The organism is Pseudomonas sp. NPDC089758 (assembly GCF_044748705.1).
Classification (GTDB): domain Bacteria; phylum Pseudomonadota; class Gammaproteobacteria; order Pseudomonadales; family Pseudomonadaceae; genus Aquipseudomonas; species Aquipseudomonas putida_X.
On sequence record NZ_JBIVGN010000011.1, the window covers coordinates 186368 to 210208 of the forward strand.

The 23841-nt window shown below is 57.3% G+C and carries 22 protein-coding genes and 4 tRNA genes; all 26 read right to left on the reverse strand.

The window, feature by feature from the left end:
• Window positions 1-6: 6 nt before the first annotated feature.
• Window positions 7-282: a 30S ribosomal protein S19 gene (rpsS, locus tag ACIPZH_RS16785; protein ID WP_003255482.1), complete on the reverse strand. Its 276-nt coding sequence runs from the start codon at window positions 280-282 to the stop codon at window positions 7-9.
• Between the two features lie 16 nt (window positions 283-298).
• Window positions 299-1123, reverse strand: a complete 825-nt coding sequence (rplB, locus tag ACIPZH_RS16790; protein WP_012316518.1) for a 50S ribosomal protein L2 — start codon at window positions 1121-1123, stop codon at window positions 299-301.
• 14 nt (window positions 1124-1137) lie between these two features.
• Window positions 1138-1437, reverse strand: a complete 300-nt coding sequence (rplW, locus tag ACIPZH_RS16795; protein ID WP_003255484.1) for a 50S ribosomal protein L23 — start codon at window positions 1435-1437, stop codon at window positions 1138-1140.
• Entirely contained in the window at window positions 1434-2036 is a 603-nt protein-coding gene (gene rplD, locus ACIPZH_RS16800) for a 50S ribosomal protein L4 (RefSeq protein WP_003255485.1), read from the reverse strand. Before rplD ends, rplW begins: the two co-directional genes overlap by 4 nt.
• Before the next feature lie 12 nt (window positions 2037-2048).
• Entirely contained in the window at window positions 2049-2684 is a 636-nt protein-coding gene (gene rplC, locus ACIPZH_RS16805; protein ID WP_012316519.1) for a 50S ribosomal protein L3, read from the reverse strand.
• A gap of 80 nt (window positions 2685-2764) precedes the next feature.
• Window positions 2765-3076 carry a 30S ribosomal protein S10 gene (rpsJ, locus tag ACIPZH_RS16810; RefSeq protein ID WP_003186070.1) on the reverse strand — a complete coding sequence of 104 codons (312 nt, stop codon included), beginning with the start codon at window positions 3074-3076 and terminating at the stop codon, window positions 2765-2767.
• Between the two features lie 141 nt (window positions 3077-3217).
• Entirely contained in the window at window positions 3218-4411 is a 1194-nt protein-coding gene (tuf, locus tag ACIPZH_RS16815) for an elongation factor Tu (protein ID WP_400636934.1), read from the reverse strand.
• A gap of 27 nt (window positions 4412-4438) precedes the next feature.
• A complete protein-coding gene (fusA, locus tag ACIPZH_RS16820) occupies window positions 4439-6586 on the reverse strand; it encodes an elongation factor G (RefSeq protein ID WP_400636936.1) in 2148 nt (715 codons plus the stop codon).
• A gap of 30 nt (window positions 6587-6616) precedes the next feature.
• Window positions 6617-7087, reverse strand: a complete 471-nt coding sequence (gene rpsG, locus ACIPZH_RS16825; protein ID WP_003246741.1) for a 30S ribosomal protein S7 — start codon at window positions 7085-7087, stop codon at window positions 6617-6619.
• 106 nt (window positions 7088-7193) lie between these two features.
• On the reverse strand, window positions 7194-7565 hold the full coding sequence (gene rpsL / locus ACIPZH_RS16830) for a 30S ribosomal protein S12 (RefSeq protein ID WP_003255492.1): 372 nt from the start codon (window positions 7563-7565) through the stop codon (window positions 7194-7196).
• Window positions 7566-7776: 211 nt separating this feature from the next.
• The gene (gene rpoC, locus ACIPZH_RS16835) at window positions 7777-11976 is read right to left on the reverse strand and encodes a DNA-directed RNA polymerase subunit beta' (protein ID WP_400636938.1); all 4200 of its coding nucleotides are present in this window, start codon (window positions 11974-11976) and stop codon (window positions 7777-7779) included.
• A 64-nt stretch (window positions 11977-12040) separates the two neighbouring features.
• Entirely contained in the window at window positions 12041-16114 is a 4074-nt protein-coding gene (gene rpoB, locus ACIPZH_RS16840; RefSeq protein ID WP_039601743.1) for a DNA-directed RNA polymerase subunit beta, read from the reverse strand.
• 219 nt (window positions 16115-16333) lie between these two features.
• Window positions 16334-16699, reverse strand: coding sequence for a 50S ribosomal protein L7/L12 (rplL, locus tag ACIPZH_RS16845; protein WP_003255496.1), 366 nt, complete (start codon window positions 16697-16699; stop codon window positions 16334-16336).
• Between the two features lie 78 nt (window positions 16700-16777).
• The gene (gene rplJ, locus ACIPZH_RS16850; RefSeq protein ID WP_012316523.1) at window positions 16778-17278 is read right to left on the reverse strand and encodes a 50S ribosomal protein L10; all 501 of its coding nucleotides are present in this window, start codon (window positions 17276-17278) and stop codon (window positions 16778-16780) included.
• A gap of 196 nt (window positions 17279-17474) precedes the next feature.
• Window positions 17475-18170: a 50S ribosomal protein L1 gene (gene rplA, locus ACIPZH_RS16855; RefSeq protein ID WP_012316524.1), complete on the reverse strand. Its 696-nt coding sequence runs from the start codon at window positions 18168-18170 to the stop codon at window positions 17475-17477.
• Window positions 18170-18601, reverse strand: a complete 432-nt coding sequence (rplK, locus tag ACIPZH_RS16860) for a 50S ribosomal protein L11 (RefSeq protein ID WP_003255500.1) — start codon at window positions 18599-18601, stop codon at window positions 18170-18172. Before rplK ends, rplA begins: the two co-directional genes overlap by 1 nt.
• 119 nt (window positions 18602-18720) lie before the next feature.
• Window positions 18721-19254 (reverse strand): transcription termination/antitermination protein NusG, encoded by a 534-nt coding sequence (gene nusG / locus ACIPZH_RS16865; RefSeq protein ID WP_012316525.1) that lies wholly within the window; start codon window positions 19252-19254, stop codon window positions 18721-18723.
• A gap of 9 nt (window positions 19255-19263) precedes the next feature.
• Window positions 19264-19632: a preprotein translocase subunit SecE gene (secE, locus tag ACIPZH_RS16870; protein ID WP_008089117.1), complete on the reverse strand. Its 369-nt coding sequence runs from the start codon at window positions 19630-19632 to the stop codon at window positions 19264-19266.
• Window positions 19633-19676: 44 nt separating this feature from the next.
• Window positions 19677-19752, reverse strand: a tRNA-Trp gene (locus tag ACIPZH_RS16875).
• A gap of 54 nt (window positions 19753-19806) precedes the next feature.
• On the reverse strand, window positions 19807-21000 hold the full coding sequence (gene tuf / locus ACIPZH_RS16880; protein ID WP_400636940.1) for an elongation factor Tu: 1194 nt from the start codon (window positions 20998-21000) through the stop codon (window positions 19807-19809).
• A 78-nt stretch (window positions 21001-21078) separates the two neighbouring features.
• Window positions 21079-21154: transfer RNA gene (locus ACIPZH_RS16885), tRNA-Thr, on the reverse strand.
• Window positions 21155-21183: 29 nt separating this feature from the next.
• Window positions 21184-21257, reverse strand: a tRNA-Gly gene (locus ACIPZH_RS16890).
• A 24-nt stretch (window positions 21258-21281) separates the two neighbouring features.
• A tRNA-Tyr gene (locus tag ACIPZH_RS16895) sits at window positions 21282-21365 on the reverse strand.
• A gap of 152 nt (window positions 21366-21517) precedes the next feature.
• A complete protein-coding gene (locus ACIPZH_RS16900; RefSeq protein WP_400630267.1) occupies window positions 21518-21943 on the reverse strand; it encodes a hypothetical protein in 426 nt (141 codons plus the stop codon).
• A 7-nt stretch (window positions 21944-21950) separates the two neighbouring features.
• On the reverse strand, window positions 21951-22700 hold the full coding sequence (locus ACIPZH_RS16905; RefSeq protein WP_400636941.1) for a pantothenate kinase: 750 nt from the start codon (window positions 22698-22700) through the stop codon (window positions 21951-21953).
• Window positions 22690-23649, reverse strand: a complete 960-nt coding sequence (gene birA / locus ACIPZH_RS16910) for a bifunctional biotin--[acetyl-CoA-carboxylase] ligase/biotin operon repressor BirA (protein WP_400636943.1) — start codon at window positions 23647-23649, stop codon at window positions 22690-22692. The genes ACIPZH_RS16905 and birA overlap by 11 nt, the downstream gene beginning before the upstream one ends.
• Window positions 23650-23841: the final 192 nt, after the last annotated feature.

The window sequence follows — 23841 nt, forward strand, 5'->3', positions numbered from 1 at the left end:
TACCCCTTAACGCTTGGCTTTCTTGTCAGCCACGTGCCCGCGATAGGTGCGGGTACCGGCGAACTCGCCCAGTTTGTGGCCGACCATGTCTTCGTTCACGAGAACTGGGACATGCTGGCGACCGTTGTGAACCGCGATGGTCAGACCGACCATTTGTGGCAGGATCATCGAACGACGCGACCAGGTTTTAACTGGCTTGCGATCATTCTTCTCCACCGCCACTTCGACCTTCTTCAGCAGGTGAAGATCGATAAAAGGACCTTTTTTCAGAGAACGTGGCACTGTCGTATCCCTCTAGTTACTTGCGACGACGGACGATCATGTTGTCGGTACGCTTATTACCACGGGTTTTAGCACCCTTGGTTGGGAAGCCCCATGGCGATACCGGATGACGACCACCGGAGGTACGACCTTCACCACCACCATGTGGGTGGTCAACCGGGTTCATGGCAACACCACGAACGGTTGGGCGAACGCCGCGCCAGCGTTTGGCACCAGCTTTACCCAGCGAGCGCAGGCTGTGCTCGGAGTTCGAGACTTCGCCCAGGGTCGCACGGCACTCAGCCAGTACTTTACGCATCTCACCGGAACGCAGACGCAGAGTCACGTAGACGCCTTCACGAGCGATCAGCTGAGCCGAAGCACCAGCGGAACGAGCGATCTGAGCACCTTTACCCGGCTTCAGTTCGATGCCGTGAATGGTGCTACCTACTGGGATATTGCGCAGCTGCAGGGAGTTACCGGCCTTGATTGGGGCCAGAGCACCTGCGATCAGCTGGTCGCCAGCACTCACGCCTTTAGGGGCGATGATGTAGCGACGCTCACCGTCTGCGTAGCACAGCAGGGCGATGTGAGCAGTACGGTTTGGATCGTATTCGATACGCTCGACAGTGGCTGGGATGCCATCTTTGTCGTTGCGACGGAAGTCGACCAGACGGTAATGCTGCTTATGACCACCACCAACGTGACGAGTGGTAATGCGGCCATTGTTGTTACGACCACCAGACTTCGATTTCTTCTCGAGCAGCGGTGCGTGAGGAGCGCCTTTGTGCAGCTCCTGGTTGACCACCTTGACCACGAAACGGCGGCCAGGGGAAGTCGGTTTGCATTTAACGATTGCCATGATGCACCCCTTCCTTACTCAGCACTGCTGCTGAAATCGAGATCTTGGCCTGGCTGAAGGGAGACGATCGCCTTCTTCCAGTCATTACGCTTGCCCAGACCACGTGCGGTACGCTTGGTTTTACCCAGAACGTTAACAGTCGACACGTTTTCAACTTTTACGTTGAACAGGCCTTCGACAGCTTTCTTGATTTCCAGCTTGGTTGCGTCAGTAGCAACCTTGAATACGAACTGGCCTTTTTTCTCAGCCAGAACGGTAGCCTTCTCGGAAACGTGCGGGCCAAGGAGGACTTTAAATACGCGTTCCTGGTTCATCCCAGCAGCTCCTCGAATTTCTTCACGGCCGAGACAGTGATCAACACTTTCTCGTATGCGATCAGACTGACCGGGTCGGAACCTTGAACGTCACGTACATCGACGTGCGGCAGGTTACGAGCAGCCAGGTACAGGTTCTGATCAACAGCGTCCGAAACGATCAGAACGTCGCTCAGACCCATGCCGTTCAGCTTGTTCAGCAGATCTTTGGTTTTCGGTGCTTCAACAGCGAAGTCCTGAACCACGACCAGACGGTCGCTACGCACCAGCTCAGCGAGGATGGAGCGCAGAGCTGCGCGATACATCTTCTTGTTGAGCTTCTGCGAGTGATCCTGAGGACGAGCTGCGAAGGTTACACCACCGCCACGCCAGATCGGACCACGAGTGGTACCAGCACGAGCACGGCCAGTACCCTTCTGACGCCATGGGCGCTTACCGCCACCAGCCACGTCGGAACGGGTCTTTTGCTGCTTGGTGCCCTGACGGCCGCCGGCCATGTAGGCCACGACTGCTTGGTGTACCAGCGTCTCGTTGAATTCGCCACCGAAAGTCAGTTCGGAAACTTCGATCGCCTGAGCGTCATTTACATTAAGTTGCATGTCAGTTTCCCCTTAACCGCGAGCCTTGACAGCTGGACGTACAACCACGTCGCCGCCAGTAGCACCAGGAACGGCACCCTTGACCAGCAGCAGGTTGCGCTCAGCGTCTACGCGAACTACTTCCAGGGACTGAACAGTCACGCGCTCGGCGCCCATGTGACCGGACATTTTCTTGCCCTTGAACACACGACCAGGAGTCTGGCACTGGCCGATGGAGCCCGGGACACGGTGCGACACGGAGTTACCGTGGGTGTTGTCCTGGCCACGGAAGTTCCAGCGCTTGATGGTACCGGCAAAGCCTTTACCTTTGGACTGACCAGTAACGTCTACCAGCTGGCCTGCAGTGAAGAGTTCAGCTTTGATCGAGTCGCCAGCCTGGAACTCGCCTTCTTCAAGACGGAACTCCCAGACACCGCGACCAGCGGCAACGTTGGCCTTGGCGAAGTGACCTGCCTGAGCGGCAGTCACACGCGAAGCACGACGCTCGCCGACAGTGACTTGCACTGCACGGTAGCCATCGGTTTCTTCAGTTTTGAACTGGGTGACGCGATTCGGCTCGATCTCAATGACCGTGACCGGAATGGAGACACCTTCTTCGGTGAAAATGCGGGTCATACCGCACTTGCGACCGACTACACCAATAGTCATGTTGTAAACCTCATGAGTGTACGGGGCTTTCACCCGCTATGGCCGCCCATTTCAGAGCGTTACACGACAAGACCGAAGTCTTAGCCGAGGCTGATCTGCACTTCCACACCTGCCGCCAGATCAAGCTTCATCAGCGCGTCAACGGTTTTATCCGTTGGCTGGACGATGTCCAGAACACGCTTATGAGTGCGGATCTCGTACTGGTCACGCGCGTCTTTGTTGACGTGCGGGGAGACCAGAACGGTGAAACGCTCTTTGCGGGTAGGCAGTGGAATTGGACCACGCACTTGTGCACCAGTACGTTTCGCGGTTTCCACGATTTCCTGGGTGGATTGGTCGATCAGGCGATGGTCGAAAGCCTTCAACCTGATTCGGATTTGCTGATTTTGCATTGGATTTCAGACTCCAGGCTGTTCCCAACGGACGCACTACGCCCGCTAAAAGGAGGCGTGATTCTATAGACGCCCCTATTTAGTGTCAACCCAATAAAAAAAACCCCCGCTGAGCGGGGGTTTTTTCAATCGGTCGAGTGATTACTCGATGATTTTGGCTACGACGCCGGCGCCGACGGTACGACCGCCTTCACGGATAGCGAAGCGCAGACCGTCTTCCATTGCGATGGTCTTGATCAGGGTAACAGTCATCTGAATGTTGTCACCTGGCATTACCATTTCAACGCCTTCCGGCAGTTCGCAGTTACCGGTCACGTCAGTGGTACGGAAGTAGAACTGAGGACGGTAGCCTTTGAAGAACGGAGTGTGACGGCCGCCTTCTTCCTTCGACAGAACGTAGACTTCTGCGGTGAACTTGGTGTGCGGCTTGACCGAACCTGGCTTGACCAGAACCTGGCCACGCTCAACGTCGTCACGCTTGGTACCACGCAGCAGAACGCCGCAGTTCTCGCCAGCACGGCCTTCGTCCAGCAGCTTGCGGAACATCTCAACACCGGTGCAGGTGGTGGTGGTGGTGTCACGCAGACCAACGATTTCCAGCGGATCCTGAACGCGGACGATACCACGCTCGATACGACCGGTAACAACGGTACCACGACCCGAGATCGAGAATACGTCTTCGATCGGCATCAGGAACGGCTGGTCGATGGCACGAACTGGCTCAGGAATGTAGCTGTCCAGAGTCTCTACCAGCTTCTTGACAGCGGTAGTGCCCATTTCGTTGTCGTCTTTGCCTTCCAGAGCCATACGAGCGGAACCGATGATGATCGGAGTGTCGTCGCCTGGGAAGTCGTAGGTGGACAGCAGGTCGCGAACTTCCATCTCGACCAGTTCCAGCAGCTCAGCGTCGTCTACCAGGTCAGCCTTGTTCAGGAAGACCACGATGTACGGAACGCCAACCTGACGGGACAGCAGGATGTGCTCACGGGTTTGTGGAATCGGACCATCGGCGGCCGAGCAAACCAGGATCGCGCCGTCCATCTGGGCAGCACCGGTGATCATGTTCTTCACATAGTCAGCGTGACCTGGGCAGTCAACGTGAGCGTAGTGACGAATGGTCGAGTTGTACTCAACGTGAGCGGTGTTGATGGTGATACCGCGCGCTTTTTCTTCCGGAGCCGAGTCGATCTTGTCGAACTCAACGACTGCCGAACCGAAAACTTCGGAGCAAACGCGAGTCAGAGCTGCGGTCAGAGTGGTTTTACCGTGGTCAACGTGGCCGATGGTGCCAACGTTAACGTGCGGAAGGGAACGATCAAATTTTTCTTTAGCCACGACAGTGAACCTCTTGCCTAAAGGGGATTAGCCTTGTTTTTTAACGAGTGCTTCGACGATGTTCGACGGAGCTTCGGCGTATTTGGAGAATTCCATGGAGTAGCTTGCGCGACCCTGAGACATGGAACGAACGTCGGTCGCGTAACCGAACATCTCTCCGAGCGGTACCTCAGCAGTGATTACCTTGCCGGACACCGAGTCTTCATTACCCTGGATCATCCCACGACGACGGCTCAGGTCACCCATCACGTCACCCAGGTAATCTTCCGGGGTTACAACTTCGACCTTCATGATCGGCTCAAGCACCACGCCACCGCCCTTCTGGGCCAGTTGCTTGGTCGCCATCGAAGCGGCGATCTTGAACGCCATTTCGTTGGAGTCGACGTCGTGATACGAACCATCGAATACCGTGGCCTTCAGGCCAAGCAGCGGATAACCGGCAACAACGCCGTTTTTCATCTGCTCTTCGATACCCTTCTGGATCGGGGCGATGAATTCCTTAGGAATCACACCACCAACGACTTCGTTGGTGAACACCAGACCTTCGGTGATGTTGCCCTTCTCGTCTACGTCCGGCTCCGAGAAACGGATCCAGCAGTGACCGAACTGACCACGACCACCCGACTGACGAACGAACTTACCTTCGATTTCGACGTTGGACTTGGTGATCTTCTCGCGGTACGAAACCTGCGGCTTGCCGACGTTGCACTCGACGTTGAACTCGCGCTTCATGCGGTCAACGAGGATGTCCAGGTGCAGCTCACCCATACCGGAGATGATGGTCTGGCCGGTTTCCTCGTCGGTTTTGACGCGGAACGACGGGTCTTCCTGGGCCAGCTTGCCCAGTGCGATGCCCATCTTCTCCTGGTCAGCCTTGGTCTTCGGCTCTACGGAGAGCGAAATAACCGGCTCAGGGAAGTCCATACGCTCAAGGATGATCGGCTTGTCGGCGTTGCACAGGGTGTCACCGGTGGTGACGTCCTTCATGCCGATCAGAGCAGCGATGTCGCCTGCACGTACTTCCTTGATTTCTTCCCGCTGGTTGGCGTGCATCTGCACCATACGACCAACGCGCTCTTTCTTGCCCTTGACCGAGTTGATGACGGAGTCACCGGAGGTCAGGAAGCCCGAGTAGACGCGGACGAAGGTCAGAGTACCAACGAATGGGTCAGTAGCGATCTTGAACGCCAAGGCCGAGAACGGCGCGTTGTCGTCAGCAGGACGCTCGTCGTACTGCTCTGGCTGAACCTCATCCTTCGGCACGTCGATCAGATCAGGGTGGATACCCTTGATCGCAGGAATCTCGGTTGGCGCAGGCAGGTAATCAATGACGGCGTCGAGAACCAGGGGAACGCCCTTGTTCTTGAACGAGGAACCGCAGACAGCAGGAACGATCTCGCTCGCCAGGGTACGGGCGCGCAGACCAGCCTTGATGTCTTCGACGGACAGGTCACCTTCTTCAAGGTACTTGTTCATCAGCTCTTCGTTGGCCTCGGCAGCAGCCTCGACCATGTTGCTGCGCCATTCGTTGGCCAGCTCGACCATATCCGCAGGAATTTCTTCTTCGCGGTAGGTAGTGCCTTTGTCGTCGTCGTTCCAGTAGATGGCTTTCATCTTGATCAGGTCGACCTGACCCTGGAAGTCGTCTTCCGCACCGATAGCCAGCTGTACTGGAACCGGAGTGTGACCCAGGCGGTTCTTGATCTGACCTACGACGCGCAGGAAGTTGGCACCGGCACGGTCCATCTTGTTCACGTAGACAACACGTGGAACGCCGTACTTGTTGGCCTGACGCCATACGGTCTCGGACTGCGGCTCAACGCCGGAGGTACCGCAGAACACAACGACCGCGCCGTCGAGTACACGCAGCGAACGCTCTACTTCAATGGTGAAGTCAACGTGGCCAGGGGTATCGATGACGTTTACGCGGTAGTTGTCGTACTGCCCACGGGAACCTTTCCAGAAGGTGGTAACGGCAGCGGAGGTAATGGTGATACCGCGCTCCTGCTCCTGCACCATCCAGTCGGTGGTCGCGGCGCCATCATGCACCTCGCCCATCTTGTGGCTCAGACCTGTGTAGAACAGGATCCGCTCGGTAGTGGTGGTCTTGCCCGCGTCAACGTGGGCACAGATACCAATGTTACGGTAGCGGTTAATTGCTGTAGTACGAGCCATAAAGCCCTCGCAAAATGATTGATGCTTGAATTAGAAGCGGTAGTGCGAGAACGCTTTGTTGGCTTCAGCCATACGGTGCACGTCTTCACGCTTCTTGACTGCAGCACCCTTGCCTTCGGCAGCATCCAGCAGCTCACCAGCCAGGCGCAGAGCCATCGACTTCTCGCCGCGCTTGCGGGCGTAGTCTACGAGCCAGCGCATTGCCAGAGCGTTACGACGGGATGGACGAACTTCAACCGGGACCTGGTAAGTGGCACCGCCGACACGGCGGGACTTTACTTCGACCAGCGGAGCGATGGCGTCGAGAGCTTTCTCGAAGATTTCCAGGGGGTCGCTGTTCTTGCGTGCTTTGACGGTATCCAGGGCACCGTAAACGATGCGCTCGGCTACGGCCTTCTTGCCGCTTTCCATCACGTGGTTCATGAACTTGGCGAGAATCTGGGATCCGTACTTCGGATCGTCAAGGATCTCACGTTTTGCTGCTACACGACGTCTTGGCATGATAAGCCCTCAAACGGTCTTCAGGTTAGCCCGGGACGTGGGTCTTCGACCCCTGCCCGACCTTACTCTTATCGACTCAAAAAAATGGATGTCTGCAAACGGCCGCTTACTTCGGACGCTTGGTACCGTACTTCGAACGACCCTGGTTACGGCCTTTGACGCCCGAAGTATCCAGAGAGCCGCGAACGGTGTGGTAACGAACACCTGGCAAGTCTTTTACACGGCCGCCACGGATCAGGACGACGCTGTGCTCTTGCAGGTTGTGGCCTTCACCGCCGATGTACGAGGAAACCTCGAAACCGTTGGTCAGACGCACACGGCATACTTTACGCAGTGCCGAGTTTGGTTTTTTCGGCGTAGTGGTGTACACACGGGTGCACACGCCACGACGTTGCGGGCAGTTCTGCAGCGCAGGAACGTCGGACTTTTCGACCGAACGCTTACGCGGCTGACGTACCAGCTGGTTGATAGTTGCCATCTACTAGCTCCACTGATTGTCTTGCGACTCTATTGTCTTGCAAGAAAGCCAAAAATTGGCGAGACGGAGCCTCACCAAATTTAAGGGTACAAAAGTCTAAAGAGGATCTTGCACCCAGTCAAGACAAGGCCCCGGCCCTCCCCGCCCGATCATCGGCAACATTTCATGTCGCCGATGACCGTGCGGAGCTTGCCGGGGCCCTGCCCTGTACTTAGTTACCGCTGGAGTTCAGCGCTTCGGTCAGTGCGGCTTCCACCTCACTGGCACTTACGCGCAGCGGTTTGTCGGCATCACGGCGACGCTTACGCTCGCTGTGGTAGGCCAGACCGGTACCGGCCGGGATCAGACGACCCACGACCACGTTCTCTTTCAGGCCGCGCAGGTAATCGCGCTTGCCGGTTACGGCCGCTTCGGTCAGCACGCGCGTGGTTTCCTGGAAGGAAGCCGCGGAGATGAACGACTCGGTCGACAGCGAGGCCTTGGTGATACCCAGCAGTACACGGGTGAACTTCGATACGAACTTGTCATCGGCGGCGAGACGCTCGTTCTCGACCAGCACCTGAGTCAGTTCCATCTGGTCGCCCTTGATGAAGCTGGAATCGCCCGACTCGGAGATCTCGACCTTACGCAGCATCTGACGCAGGATGGTCTCGATGTGCTTGTCGTTGATCTTAACGCCTTGCAGACGGTACACGTCCTGGATCTCGTTGACGATGTATTTCGCCAGCGCGCTCACACCCAGCAGACGCAGGATGTCGTGCGGATCGCTCGGGCCGTCGGAGATGACTTCGCCGCGGTTTACCTGTTCGCCTTCGAAGACGTTCAGGTGGCGCCACTTCGGAATCAGCTCTTCATACGGATCGCTACCGTCGGTCGGGGTAATGACCAGACGACGCTTGCCCTTGGTCTCCTTGCCGAATGCGATGGTGCCGCTGACTTCAGCCAGAATCGAGGCTTCTTTCGGACGACGTGCTTCGAACAGGTCGGCAACACGTGGCAGACCACCGGTGATGTCACGGGTCTTCGACGTTTCTTGCGGGATACGCGCGATAACGTCACCAACACCGATCTGTGCACCGTCAGCAACACCTACCAAGGCGTTCGCTGGCAGGAAGTACTGTGCAGGTACGTCGGTACCTGGCAGGTACAGATCCTTGCCATTGGCATCGACCATCTTGATTGCCGGACGGATTTCCTTGCCTGAGGCAGGGCGATCCTTGACGTCCAGCACTTCGATGTTGGTCAGGCCGGTCAGCTCGTCGGTCTGGCGCTTGATGGTGATGTTTTCTTCCATGCCCACGAAGGTCACGGTACCTTTGAGCTCGGTAACGATCGGGTGGGTGTGCGGGTCCCACTTGGCGACGATGGCGCCAGCTTCGACCTTGTCACCTTCCTTGACCGAAATAACCGCACCGTAAGGCAGCTTGTAACGCTCGCGCTCACGACCGAATTCATCGGCAATGGCCAGCTCACCGGAACGCGATACGGCAACCAGGTTGCCATCGGCGCGCTCGACCTGCTTCAGGTTGTGCAGACGGACCATACCGCCGTTCTTCACCTGGACGCTGTCGGCAGCCGAAGTACGGCTTGCAGCACCACCGATGTGGAACGTACGCATGGTCAGCTGGGTACCCGGCTCACCGATCGACTGTGCAGCGATAACGCCGACAGCTTCACCGATGTTCACCTGATGACCGCGGGCCAGATCACGACCGTAGCACTTGGCACAGATACCGTAGCGGGTTTCGCAGCTGATCGGCGAACGCACGACAACTTCGTCGATGCTATTCAGCTCGATGAACTCGACCCACTGCTCGTCGACCAGGGTACCGGCAGGAACGATGACGTCCTCGGTGCCTGGCTTGAACACGTCGCGGGCGATGACACGGCCCAGTACACGCTCACCCAACGGCTCTACAACGTCACCGCCTTCAATGTGCGGAGTCATCAGCAGGCCTTGGTCGGTACCGCAATCGATCTCGGTTACAACCAGGTCTTGCGCAACGTCCACCAGACGACGGGTCAGGTAACCGGAGTTCGCAGTCTTCAACGCGGTATCCGCCAGACCTTTACGAGCACCGTGCGTCGAGATGAAGTACTGGAGTACGCTCAGACCTTCACGGAAGTTCGCGGTGATCGGCGTCTCGATGATCGAGCCGTCCGGCTTGGCCATCAGACCACGCATACCGGCCAACTGACGAATCTGTGCTGCGGAACCCCGCGCACCCGAGTCAGCCATCATGTACATCGAGTTGAAGGACTCTTGCTCGACTTCTTTGCCCTCGCGGTCGATGACCTTCTCTTTCGAGAGGTTGGCCATCATCGCCTTGGACACTTCGTCGTTCGCCTTGGACCACAAGTCGATGACCTTGTTGTACTTCTCGCCCTGGGTTACCAGGCCGGAAGCGTACTGGCTCTCGATTTCCTTCACTTCATCAGTGGCGCTGCCAATGATGCGTGCTTTTTCATCAGGGATGACGAAGTCATTCACACCGATGGAAACGCCGGAAATGGTCGAGTAGGCGAAACCGGTGTACATCAACTGGTCGGCGAAGATCACGGTCTCTTTCAGACCAACCACGCGGTAGCACTGGTTGATCAGCTTGGAGATCGCCTTTTTCTTCATCGGCTGGTTGACCACATCGTACGGCAGGCCTGCCGGTACAACCTGGAACAGCAGAGCACGGCCGACAGTGGTGTCGACGATGCGGGTGTTCTTGGTGATGCTGCCATCACGGTCTTTCACGGTCTCGTTGATACGGACCTTGATCTTCGCGTGCAGAGCGGCTTCGCCGGCGCGGAATACGCGGTCGACTTCCTGCAGGTCGGCGAATACGCGACCCTCGCCCTTGGCATTGATGGCTTCACGGGTCATGTAGTACAGACCCAGTACAACGTCCTGCGACGGAACGATGATTGGCTCACCGTTGGCTGGCGACAGAATGTTGTTGGTCGACATCATCAGCGCGCGCGCTTCAAGCTGTGCTTCCAGCGTCAGAGGCACGTGAACGGCCATCTGGTCACCGTCGAAGTCGGCGTTGTACGCAGCACAGACCAGCGGGTGCAGCTGAATGGCCTTGCCTTCGATGAGCACAGGCTCGAACGCCTGGATACCCAGACGGTGAAGGGTCGGTGCACGGTTCAGCAGTACGGGGTGTTCGCGAATCACTTCAGCGAGAACGTCCCATACCTCTGGCAGCTCGCGCTCGACCATCTTCTTGGCAGCCTTGATGGTGGTCGCCAGACCACGCATTTCCAGCTTGCCGAAAATGAACGGCTTGAACAGCTCCAGGGCCATCTTCTTCGGCAGACCGCACTGATGCAGGCGCAGGGTCGGGCCTACGGTAATTACCGAACGGCCGGAGTAGTCCACGCGCTTGCCGAGCAAGTTCTGACGGAAGCGACCTTGCTTACCTTTGATCATGTCGGCCAGGGACTTCAGCGGACGCTTGTTCGAGCCAGTGATGGCGCGACCGCGACGGCCGTTGTCCAGCAGGGCGTCTACCGCTTCCTGCAGCATGCGCTTTTCGTTGCGCACGATGATGTCCGGCGCCGACAGATCGAGCAGGCGCTTGAGACGGTTGTTACGGTTGATCACCCGACGATACAGGTCGTTCAGGTCGGAGGTCGCGAAGCGGCCGCCATCCAGCGGAACCAATGGGCGCAGGTCCGGCGGCAGTACCGGCAGAACGGTCAGAACCATCCACTCAGGCAGGTTGCCCGAGCCCTGGAAGGCTTCCATCAGCTTCAAGCGCTTGGACAGCTTCTTGATCTTGGTTTCCGAGTTGGTCTGCGGAATCTCTTCGCGCAGGCGACCGATCTCGTGCTCCAGGTCGATAGCGTGCAGCAGCTCGCGGACAGCCTCGGCACCCATGCGGGCGTCGAAATCGTCACCGAACTCTTCCAGCGCTTCGAAGTACTGCTCGTCATTCAGCAGCTGGCCCTTCTCGAGGGTAGTCATGCCTGGGTCGATAACGACGTAGCTCTCGAAATAGAGCACGCGCTCGATGTCACGCAGGGTCATGTCCATCAGCAGGCCGATACGGGACGGCAGCGACTTCAGGAACCAGATGTGGGCGACCGGCGAGGCCAGCTCGATGTGCGCCATGCGCTCACGACGAACCTTGGCAAGGGCAACTTCAACGCCGCACTTCTCGCAGATCACACCGCGGTGCTTCAGGCGCTTGTACTTGCCGCACAGGCACTCGTAGTCCTTGACCGGGCCAAAGATCTTGGCGCAGAAAAGGCCGTCACGCTCAGGCTTGAACGTACGGTAGTTGATGGTTTCCGGCTTCTTAACTTCACCGAACGACCACGAACGGATCATTTCAGGCGACGCCAGACCGATGCGGATGGCGTCGAACTCTTCGACTTGACCCTGGTTTTTCAGCAAATTCAGTAGGTCTTTCAAGGCCTTTCCTCCTGGCGGAGCAGGAAGCGGGCTGTAACAGCCCCGCTCCCCTTCGCGTCACGTGTTATTCGGTTTCCAGATCGATATCGATACCGAGCGAACGGATCTCTTTGATCAACACGTTGAAGGACTCGGGCATGCCCGGCTCCATACGGTGATCGCCATCCACGATGTTCTTGTACATCTTGGTACGGCCGTTCACGTCGTCCGACTTCACTGTGAGCATTTCTTGCAGGGTGTATGCCGCGCCGTATGCTTCCAGCGCCCACACTTCCATCTCCCCGAAACGCTGACCACCGAACTGCGCCTTACCACCCAGCGGCTGCTGGGTAACCAGGCTGTAGGAACCAGTGGAACGCGCGTGCATCTTGTCGTCCACCAAGTGGTTCAGCTTGAGCATGTACATGTAACCCACGGTCACAGGACGCTCGAACTTGTTGCCGGTACGGCCGTCGAACAGCACCATCTGGCCGCTCTCTGGCAGGTCAGCCAGCTTCAGCATGGCCTTGATCTCGCGCTCCTTGGCACCGTCGAAGACCGGAGTAGCCATAGGCACGCCTTTCTTCAGGTTGTGCGCCAGGGCGAGGATCTCTTCGTCGGTGAACTCTTCCAGGTTCTCCTGACGACCACCGATCTCGTTGTAGATCTCGGTGAGGAAGCCACGCAGCTCAGCGGCTTTGCGCTGTTCTTCGATCATGCGGTCGATCTTCTCGCCCAGACCTTTGGCCGCGAGGCCCAGGTGGGTTTCAAGGATCTGACCGACGTTCATACGCGAAGGTACGCCCAGCGGGTTCAGTACGACGTCGACCGGAGTACCGTTGGCGTCGTGCGGCATGTCTTCTACCGGCATGATGACCGAGACCACACCTTTGTTACCGTGACGACCGGCCATCTTGTCACCCGGCTGGATGCGACGGCGGATGGCCAGGTAAACCTTGACGATCTTCAGTACGCCCGGTGCCAGGTCATCGCCCTGCTGCAGCTTGCGCTTCTTGTCTTCGAACTTGTCGTCCAGCAGGCGACGGCGATCGACGATGTACTGCTGAGCCTTTTCCAGCTGCTCGTTCAGTGCATCTTCAGCCATGCGCAGTTTGAACCACTGGCCGTGCTCCAGACCGTCCAGCACTTCGTCAGTGATCACGGTGCCTTTCTTCAGGCCCGCACCACCGTCGACCACTTGGCCGTTAAGGGCAGAACGCAAACGCTCGAAGGTTGCACCCTCGACGATACGGAACTCTTCGTTGAGGTCCTTGCGAATCTCGTCCAGCTGCATCTTCTCGATGGCCAGTGCGCGGCTGTCGCGCTCCACGCCATCACGGGTGAAGACCTGAACGTCGATGACGGTACCCTTGGTGCCGGTCGGCACGCGCAGGGAGGTGTCCTTAACGTCGCTGGCCTTCTCACCGAAGATCGCACGCAGCAGTTTCTCTTCCGGCGTCAGCTGGGTTTCGCCTTTTGGCGTGACCTTGCCGACCAGGATGTCGCCAGCGCCGACTTCAGCACCCACGTAGACGATACCGGCTTCGTCCAGCTTGTTCAGTGCAGCTTCACCCACGTTCGGGATATCCGCAGTGATTTCCTCTGGGCCAAGCTTGGTGTCACGCGCCACACAGGTCAGTTCCTGAATGTGGATCGTGGTGAAGCGGTCTTCCTGAACCACACGCTCGGACAGGCAGATGGAGTCTTCGAAGTTGAAGCCGTTCCACGCCATGAACGCGATGCGCATGTTCTGACCCAGCGCCAGTTCACCCATGTCGGTGGACGGGCCGTCGGCCATGATGTCGCCACGCGCAACCTTGTCACCTTTGCTAACCAGCGGACGCTGGTTGATGCAGGTGTTCTGGTTGGAGCGGGTGTACTTGGTCAGGTTGTAGATATCTACACCTGCTTCACCGGTCTCGACTTCGTCATCGGCTACGCGAACGACGATACGGCTGGCGTCGACGGAGTCGATCACGCCACCGCGGCGAGCAACCACGCAGACACCGGAGTCACGGGCAACGTTGCGCTCCATGCCGGTACCGACCAGCGGCTTGTCGGCACGCAGGGTTGGTACAGCCTGACGCTGCATGTTCGAACCCATGAGTGCACGGTTGGCGTCGTCGTGCTCGAGGAACGGAATCAGCGAGGCAGCAACGGAAACAACCTGCTTCGGCGATACGTCCATCAGGGTGACGTCTTCCGGCGCCTTGACGGTGAATTCGTTCAGGTGACGAACAGCAACCAGCTCGTCGATCAGTTGCTTCTTGTCGTTCATCGCGGCCGAAGCCTGGGCGATGACGTGATCTGCTTCTTCGATCGCCGACAGGAACACGATGTCGTCGCTGACAACGCCTTCCTTCACCACGCGGTACGGGCTTTCCAGGAAGCCGTACTGGTTGGTGCGGGCATAGGCCGCCAGGGAGTTGATCAGACCGATGTTCGGACCTTCAGGGGTTTCGATCGGGCACACACGGCCGTAGTGGGTCGGGTGTACGTCACGGACTTCAAAGCCTGCGCGCTCACGGGTCAGACCGCCCGGGCCGAGTGCGGAAACACGGCGCTTGTGGGTGATCTCGGAGAGCGGGTTGTTCTGGTCCATGAACTGCGAGAGCTGGCTCGAACCGAAGAACTCCTTCACCGCCGCCGCAACCGGCTTGGCGTTGATCAGGTCTTGCGGCATCAGGCCTTCGCTTTCAGCCATCGACAGACGTTCCTTGACCGCGCGCTCGACGCGCACCAGGCCAACACGGAACTGGTTCTCGGCCATCTCGCCGACGCAACGTACGCGACGGTTACCGAGGTGGTCGATGTCGTCGACGATGCCTTTACCGTTACGGATATCGACCAGGGTCTTGAGAACCTCGACGATGTCTTCCTTGCTCAGCACGCCCGAACCTTCGATCTCGGTACGACCGATACGACGGTTGAACTTCATGCGGCCCACGGCCGACAGGTCGTAACGCTCGGCGCTGAAGAACAGGTTGTTGAACAGGGTTTCGGCAGCGTCCTTGGTTGGCGGCTCGCCCGGGCGCATCATGCGATAGATCTCGACCAGCGCTTCCAGTTGGTTGCTGGTGGTGTCGATCTTCAAGGTGTCCGAGATGAACGGACCGCAGTCGATGTCGTTGGTGTACAGCGTTTCGATGCGTACGACCTGAGCCTTGGCGATCTTGATCAGCAGCTCGGCGGTCAGCTCGGTGTTGCACTCGGCGATGATCTCGCCGGTAGCCGGATGCACGATAGCCTTGGCGGTGGTGCGACCCAGGACGTATTCCATCGGAACGTCCAATTGGTTCACGCCGGCCTTCTCGAGCTGGTTGACATGGCGCGCGGTAATGCGGCGGCCCTGCTCAACGATGACCTTGCCGGTTTCGTCATGGATATCCATGACCGCAACTTCACCACGCAGACGCTGAGGCACCAGTTCCAGGCTGAGTTTCTCGCCGGAAATATGGAACACGTTGGTGGTGTAGAAGGTGTTCAGAACCTCTTCGGTGCTGTAACCCAGGGCGCGCAGCAGTACCGAGGCCGGAAGTTTGCGGCGACGGTCGATACGGACGAACACGCAGTCTTTCGGATCGAACTCGAAGTCCAACCAGGAGCCGCGGTACGGAATGATGCGAGCGGAGTACAGCAGCTTGCCGGAGCTGTGCGTCTTGCCACGGTCGTGGTCGAAGAACACACCAGGCGAACGGTGCAGCTGGGAAACGATCACACGCTCGGTACCGTTGATAACGAAGGTACCGTTCTCAGTCATCAGGGGGATTTCACCCATGTAGACTTCTTGCTCTTTGATGTCCTTGATCGCTTTGTTCGACGATTCCTTGTCGAAGATGATCAGGCGCACCTTGACCCGCAGTGGGACCGCGAAGGTCACGCCACGCAGGACACATTCCTTCACATCGAAGGCGGGTTCGCCCAGGCGATAGCCTACGTACTCCAGGGCAGCATTGCCGGAGTAGCTGATGATCGGAAATACCGATTTGAAGGCCGCGTGCAGGCCGACGTCGCGGAACTGATCCTTGGATGCTCCCGCTTGCAGGAATTCGCGATACGAATCCAGCTGGATGGCCAGGAGGTAAGGCACATCCATGACGTCCGGCAACTTGCTAAAGTCCTTGCGGATACGTTTTTTCTCAGTGTATGAGTAAGCCATCAGCGTTCCCCAGCTTGGTCACCTGCTTGTTTGGCTTCTCCCGGCGGGAGCAGCCAGAAAATCGTGCAAACCCCTTGGTTTGCGCCACCCACATGGGTGTCTTGCAGCTTGTTATCGGGGCCGACGTGATCGGCCACCAATAACGGAAAAAGGCCGGTGGCATAAGCCACCAGCCATCAGCCTTTGCTCAACGCTCCGGCTGGAGTCGCAAGGTCGAGATTACTTCAGCTCGACTTTAGCGCCTGCTTCTTCCAGCTTCTTCTTAGCGTCTTCAGCGGCTTCTTTCGAAACGCCTTCAGCTACGACCTGAGGAGCGCCGTCGACTTTCTCTTTGGCTTCTTTCAGGCCCAGACCGGTCAGTTCGCGAACGGCTTTGATCACGTTCACTTTCTTGTCGCCGGCTTCAACCAGAACAACGTTGAACTCGGTCTGCTCTTCAACAACGGCAGCAGCAGCAGCTGGGCCAGCAGCGGCAACAGCAGCGGTAACGCCGAAGGTTTCTTCCATAGCTTTGATCAGCTCAACAACTTCCAGAACGGTTTTCTGGCCGATTGCTTCGATGATTTGCTCGTTAGTCAGGGACATGACTTAAATCCTGTATTGGGGTGACAGCCTACGCAGCCATCAAATTAAACATATGATTTTGAAAGAGGTTACGCGGCCTTAGGCAGCAGCAGCTTCTTTCTGGTCGCGAACGGCCGCCAGAGTACGAGCCAGCTTGCTGGTAGCGCCTTGAATGACGCTCATCAGACGTGCGATAGCTTCGTCACGGGTCGGCAAGGTAGCCAGTACATCGATCTGGTTGGCGGCAATGAAATTGCCGTCAAACGCAGCTGCCTTGATCTCGAACTTGTCCTGACCCTTGGCGAACTCTTTGAACAGACGAGCAGCAGCGCCCGGGTGTTCGTTGGAGAAAGCAATCAGGGTCGGGCCTTTGAACGCGTCGTTGAGGATCGAATACTCGGTACCTTCAACTGCGCGCTTGAGCAGGGTGTTACGTACGACACGTACGTATACGCCAGCTTCGCGGGCCTCTTTACGGAGTCCGGTCATTGCGCTTACAGTCACACCACGGGCATCGGCCACGACAGCGGACAGAGCGACTTTGGCAGCCTCGTTGACTTCAGCGACGATGGCTTTCTTGTCTTCGAGTTTAATTGCCACGGGTTTACTCCTGGTTTTTACCGTTTCATCTGGCCGAAGCCGGATGTCGTTTTGGTGTCTGATTCGGTAACGAATCGGGAGCACCATCTGCGTAGGCTTGAGGTTTAAGGCTTGCGCCGCCTACGGTCTTGGATAGCCCCCGCCAGGCAGGGACCCCAATTTTGCTGATGGCGCGACGAATCGCGCCATCATTGCCTTACGCGTTCAGCGAGCTCTGATCGATGACCAGACCTGGGCCCATAGTGGTGCTCAGGGTAACGCGCTTGACGTAAATACCTTTCGAAGAAGCTGGCTTGATACGCTTCAGATCAGCGATCAGGGCTTCAACGTTTTCCTTCAGCTTGCCAGCTTCGAAACCGACCTTGCCAACGGAGGTGTGGATGATACCGTTTTTGTCGGTGCGATAGCGAACCTGACCGGCCTTGGCGTTTTTCACAGCCGTGGCAACATCAGGAGTCACAGTACCGACTTTCGGGTTAGGCATCAGGCCGCGAGGACCCAGAACCTGACCCAGCTGACCCACAACGCGCATGGCATCTGGCGATGCGATGACGACGTCATAGTTCAGGTCGCCGCCCTTCATTTCGGCAGCCAGATCATCCATACCTACACGGTCAGCGCCGGCAGCCAGAGCGGCCTCAGCAGCTGGACCCTGGGTGAAGACGGCAACGCGCACGGTCTTGCCAGTGCCGTGTGGCAGCACGGTAGCGCTACGAACGACCTGGTCGGATTTACGCGGGTCAACACCGAGGTTGACGGCAACGTCGAAAGATTCGCTGAACTTCACGGTGGACAGTTCGGCCAGCAGCGCAGCTGCGTCTTCGAAGTTGTAAACTTTGCCAGCTTCGACTTTCGAAGCAATAGCCTTTTGGCGCTTGGTCAGCTTAGCCATTACACACCCTCCACGTTCAGGCCCATGCTGCGGGCAGAGCCAGCGATGGTGCGTACAGCAGCGTCCAGGTCAGCAGCGGTCAGATCAGCCTGTTTAGCTTTGGCGATATCTTCCAGCTGAGCACGGGTCACGGTACCGACTTTGACGGTGTTCGGGCGAGCCGAACCACTGGTCAGGCCAGCAGCTTTCTTCAGCAGAACCGAGGCAGGGGTGCTCTTGGTCTCGAAAGTGAAGCTACGGTCACTGTAAACAGTGATGATCACAGGCGTCGGCAGGCCGGCTTCTTGACCCTGAGTACGGGCGTTGAAGGCCTTGCAGAATTCCATGATGTTCACACCGTGTTGGCCCAGTGCTGGACCAACGGGTGGGCTTGGGTTGGCCTGGCCGGCCTTAACTTGCAGCTTGATGTAAGCCTGAATCTTCTTAGCCATGAGCTACTCCAATATCGGGTACGAACGCCAGATGGCTCCCCGGATGACTTGCGTTTTATCCCAGTGACGACAAAACCCCGCAGCACACAGGGCTGCGGGGTATGGGATGCTTCGTCCGCCTAGACCTTTTCGACCTGGCTGAACTCGAGCTCTACCGGAGTAGAGCGACCGAAAATGAGTACCGCCACCTGGAGGCGACTCTTTTCGTAGTTAACCTCTTCGACGTTACCATTGAAGTCAGCGAACGGACCATCAATGACTCGAACCACTTCACCGGGCTCGAACAACGTCTTCGGCTTCGGCTTGTCACTACCGTCGGCTACGCGACGCAGGATAGCTTCAGCTTCTTTATCAGTGATCGGTGCAGGCTTATCAGCAGTACCACCAATGAAACCCATCACACGAGGGGTATCCTTGACCAAGTGCCAAGTCCCTTCGTTCATCTCCATCTGGACCAGAACATAGCCAGGGAAGAATTTACGCTCACTTTTGCGCTTCTGGCCGTTGCGCATTTCGACGACTTCTTCGGTCGGGACCAGGATCTCGCCGAAACCGTCTTCCATGCCTGCCAGCTTGACGCGCTCTATCAGGGAGCGCATAACATGCTTCTCGTAACCCGAGTAAGCATGCACAACATACCAACGCTTAGCCACGGGACACCTTTAGCCAACGATCAGGGAGACCGCCCAGCCGAGCAGGGAATCAAGCCCCCACAGCAGCAGTGCCATAACCAGCACGACAGCCACGACAATCAGCGTGGTCTGGGTGGTTTCCTGGCGGGTCGGCCACACGACTTTACGGATCTCAGTACGAGCTTCCTTCGCAAGCGCAAAGAACGACTTACCCTTCGCGGTCTGCAGAGCTACAAAGCCCGCAACAGCAGCCAGGGCGAGAAGTGCAAGAACGCGGTACAGGATTGGAGAGGCGGAGTAATACTGATTACCCACTACACCAACAACCACCAAAGCCACTACAGCCAGCCACTTGAACAGATCAAAACGCGATTCTTGGGCTTCAGTTTTGGGAGTCATCGAGGAGGATCCTGTAAGAAGAAAGCCAATCACACTGAGGTGAATGGCAGGTCAGGAGGGAATCGAACCCCCAACCTACGGTTTTGGAGACCGTCGCTCTGCCAATTGAGCTACTGACCTGTAACGCTGTATCAGGCCGGCCATTATACCGGCCTGATCAAGTAAATCAACTACTTATTCGATAATTTTTGCTACGACGCCGGCGCCGACGGTACGACCGCCTTCACGGATAGCGAAGCGCAGACCGTCTTCCATTGCGATGGTCTTGATCAGGGTAACAGTCATCTGAATGTTGTCACCTGGCATTACCATTTCAACGCCTTCCGGCAGTTCGCAGTTACCGGTCACGTCAGTGGTACGGAAGTAGAACTGAGGACGGTAGCCTTTGAAGAACGGAGTGTGACGGCCGCCTTCTTCCTTCGACAGAACGTAGACTTCTGCGGTGAACTTGGTGTGCGGCTTGACCGAACCTGGCTTGACCAGAACCTGGCCACGCTCAACGTCGTCACGCTTGGTACCACGCAGCAGAACGCCGCAGTTCTCGCCAGCACGGCCTTCGTCCAGCAGCTTGCGGAACATCTCAACACCGGTGCAGGTGGTGGTGGTGGTGTCACGCAGACCAACGATTTCCAGCGGATCCTGAACGCGGACGATACCACGCTCGATACGACCGGTAACAACGGTACCACGACCCGAGATCGAGAATACGTCTTCGATCGGCATCAGGAACGGCTGGTCGATGGCACGAACTGGCTCAGGAATGTAGCTGTCCAGAGTCTCTACCAGCTTCTTGACAGCGGTAGTGCCCATTTCGTTGTCGTCTTTGCCTTCCAGAGCCATACGAGCGGAACCGATGATGATCGGAGTGTCGTCGCCTGGGAAGTCGTAGGTGGACAGCAGGTCGCGAACTTCCATCTCGACCAGTTCCAGCAGCTCAGCGTCGTCTACCAGGTCAGCCTTTTTCAGGAAGACCACGATGTAAGGAAAGCCAACCTGACGGGACAGCAGGATGTGCTCACGGGTTTGTGGAATCGGACCATCGGCGGCCGAGCAAACCAGGATCGCGCCGTCCATCTGGGCAGCACCGGTGATCATGTTCTTCACATAGTCAGCGTGACCTGGGCAGTCAACGTGAGCGTAGTGACGAATGGTCGAGTTGTACTCAACGTGAGCGGTGTTGATGGTGATACCGCGCGCTTTTTCTTCCGGAGCCGAGTCGATCTTGTCGAACTCAACGATTGCCGAACCGAAAACTTCGGAGCAAACGCGAGTCAGAGCTGCGGTCAGAGTGGTCTTACCGTGGTCAACGTGGCCGATAGTGCCGACGTTAACGTGGGGAAGGGAACGATCAAACTTTTCCTTAGCCATCGATACAATCCTCCGCAGAAGAAATAGTCTTACACTGATAAAACAAAGGCAGATATTTTCATATCTGCCTTGTTTATATGGAGCTCTTGAGCGGACTTGAACCGCTGACCTCACCCTTACCAAGGGTGTGCTCTACCAACTGAGCTACAAGAGCGAAACACTTTGTGCAAAACCCAGCAAACTTGGAGCGGGTAGCGGGAATCGAACCCGCATCATCAGCTTGGAAGGCTGAGGTTCTACCACTAAACTATACCCGCGGAGCTTGCGGCTCTCGCTAAAACTGGTGGAGGGAGAAGGATTCGAACCTTCGAAGCTCTCGCAACGGATTTACAGTCCGTCCCCTTTGACCGCTCGGGAATCCCTCCAGATGTGGCCGGCATTCTATTTGTCTGCCGTCCTAGTGTCAAGCTTTTTTTCAAATTTCTTCAATCAAATCTGAAACTTAGCTGCTTTGACACTGCTTCCAGCTCTACCACCTCAGTGGTGTTCCCTGTGAAGCGGGCGCCATTCTATCAAGCTATTCGCCAGTTGCAATACCCTGGCAGAAAATAATTTTATGTTTTAAGTCTTTGAAATCGTTGGAAAGAGTGGCGAGGACCATTTGATCCAGTAAACGCTCGCTTTCCGGGGAAATCTTGAGCCAGAGACCATCGGCGCCGGGCAACTGCCCAGACACCGGTACTGCGTTGATATCCAGGCTCAGCAAGCGCTGGCGCAATGCGTCGATTTGAGCCCGCTCCGTCAGCCCCCCCACCACCAAGCATTCATCACGGCGACGAGCAGGCGCATTCACACCCGCTTCACGCAATAGACGGATCTCCTGCTGATTACCTTTGTATAACGAGAGCGGGGCGACATCCTTGGCTTTCAGCGGGGCTTCCTGTTGGTGCCAGACGTAATAGAAGACGTTGAGCACCAGCAACAGCAGAAACAACCAACGCATAAGCACCTCAGCTCAAAGGGCAGGCCATTGCCAGGCCAACGAATACCAAGTCGGGAACCACGCGCGCCTGGGGTGCAGCTTCACGCACCAACGGCGCATCCCCCCCCGTGAGGAATACTGTAAAGGCCTCTCCCCACAGCGAGCGTGCTTGCTCCAGCTGCGTGCGCGCAAAACCTTGCAGCATCAACACGCAACCCCGTTCGACCGCCTCGACAGTCGAACGTCCAGGAGCAAGACTGGTCAATGCACGCTCAGCAGATGCGTCGTCGTAGCGGATCCGGCGAGTGTGCGTTCGCAGCTGGCTGCGCATCAGCGGCATACCCGGGCAGATGTATCCCCCCAGGTGCTCGCCATCAGCACCAATGAAGTCGGCCTTGGCAGCTGTACCCAGGTCGATCACCAGGCAAGCCCCCTTGGCCAGGTGGAAAGCACCCAACGCGGCGAGCCAGCGATCCATGCCCAGGCGCTGGAAGTCTTCATATCCATTGCGCACCCCAGCCATCTTACGGGCCGGTTCCGCTACCCGCGGCACCACAGAAAACGCCTGATTGATCAGCGCACAGAGCGCCGCCGTTTCTTCCTCACTACGCACACTGACAATACGGCAGCCTGACAGGCGAAGCGAAGTCAAAGCACCGACCTGGGCCACTAGCGCCTGATCGGAATCCACAATGCCGCCACCCACGATAGTGGCGTCAACAGCATGAATGACTCGCCATTTGATGAAGCTGTTACCGCAATCGAGCTCAAGAATCATCACGCAACCTCAAACTGAGCTCACCACCACTGAAGCTCTTCTCCACACCATCGACCTCCAGGCGCAAGCTGCCCTGCCCGTCCACCCCGAGCACTACCCCGTTGATCTGGGTACTGCCGGCAACAAGGGACACGTTACGCCCCTGCCATAGATGTGCTTGTTCCCATTCTTCCTGGAATGCGGCAAAACCGTAGCGTCGGTGTCGCGCCAACTCATGCTGCAGTTGCTGGCTGAGCATTGCCACCAGGCGATTACGATCAATCGGAGCGCCAACCTCACGCCGTATGGAGGTCCACTGCTGATCGACTTGCACATTTGACTGCATGTTCACGTTGACGCCAATCCCAAGAACAACGTGACAGACGTCTGCCGGATCACCGACCAACTCAAGCAGGATGCCCGCGATTTTCTGGCCACGCACAAGTACGTCATTAGGCCACTTGAGCCCGACTTCCTTGACACCCAAGCCTTCCAAGGTCCGCATTACCGCCAAGCCGACCACCAGACTCAGCCCCTCGAGCTGGCGCATGCCGCCCTCGACCCGCAACACCAGACTGTAATAAAGGTTTTCTGCGAATGGGCTGACCCACTGACGACCACGACGGCCACGGCCAGCACTCTGACGCTCGGCAAGCACCAGAAATGGAGCAGCCTGCCCCTGCCCTGCAAGCCGCAGGCCTTCAGCATTGGTAGAGTCGATGGTTTCGTGGATGAACATTGGCCATTGCTCAGCATCAGCGAATTCGGCAATAGCCTTCGCTTCGAGCAACGCCAGGGGCGCCGCTAGCTGATAGCCACGCCCACGAACCTTGTGAATGGTGAGATTTAGCTCACTCTCCAGATGCTGCAGCTGCTTCCAAACGGCGCTGCGACTCACCCCGAGGGCTGCCCCCAAGGCTTCTCCGGAATGGAACCGGCCATCCTTGAGGAGATTCAACAACTTCAGCATGCCAGTCTCGACTTGGAATAAGGCTGGCATGATAGCTATGGGTAGTGGGCTTGCATAGGAAAAGGGCCCCACGTCACCACCCAAATCCCGTGTATCGAGCCAGAAAAGACAAAACCCCTACCTGCTCGCGCAGATAGGGGTTTTGCGAAATGAATCTTGACGATGACCTACTCTCACATGGGGAAACCCCAC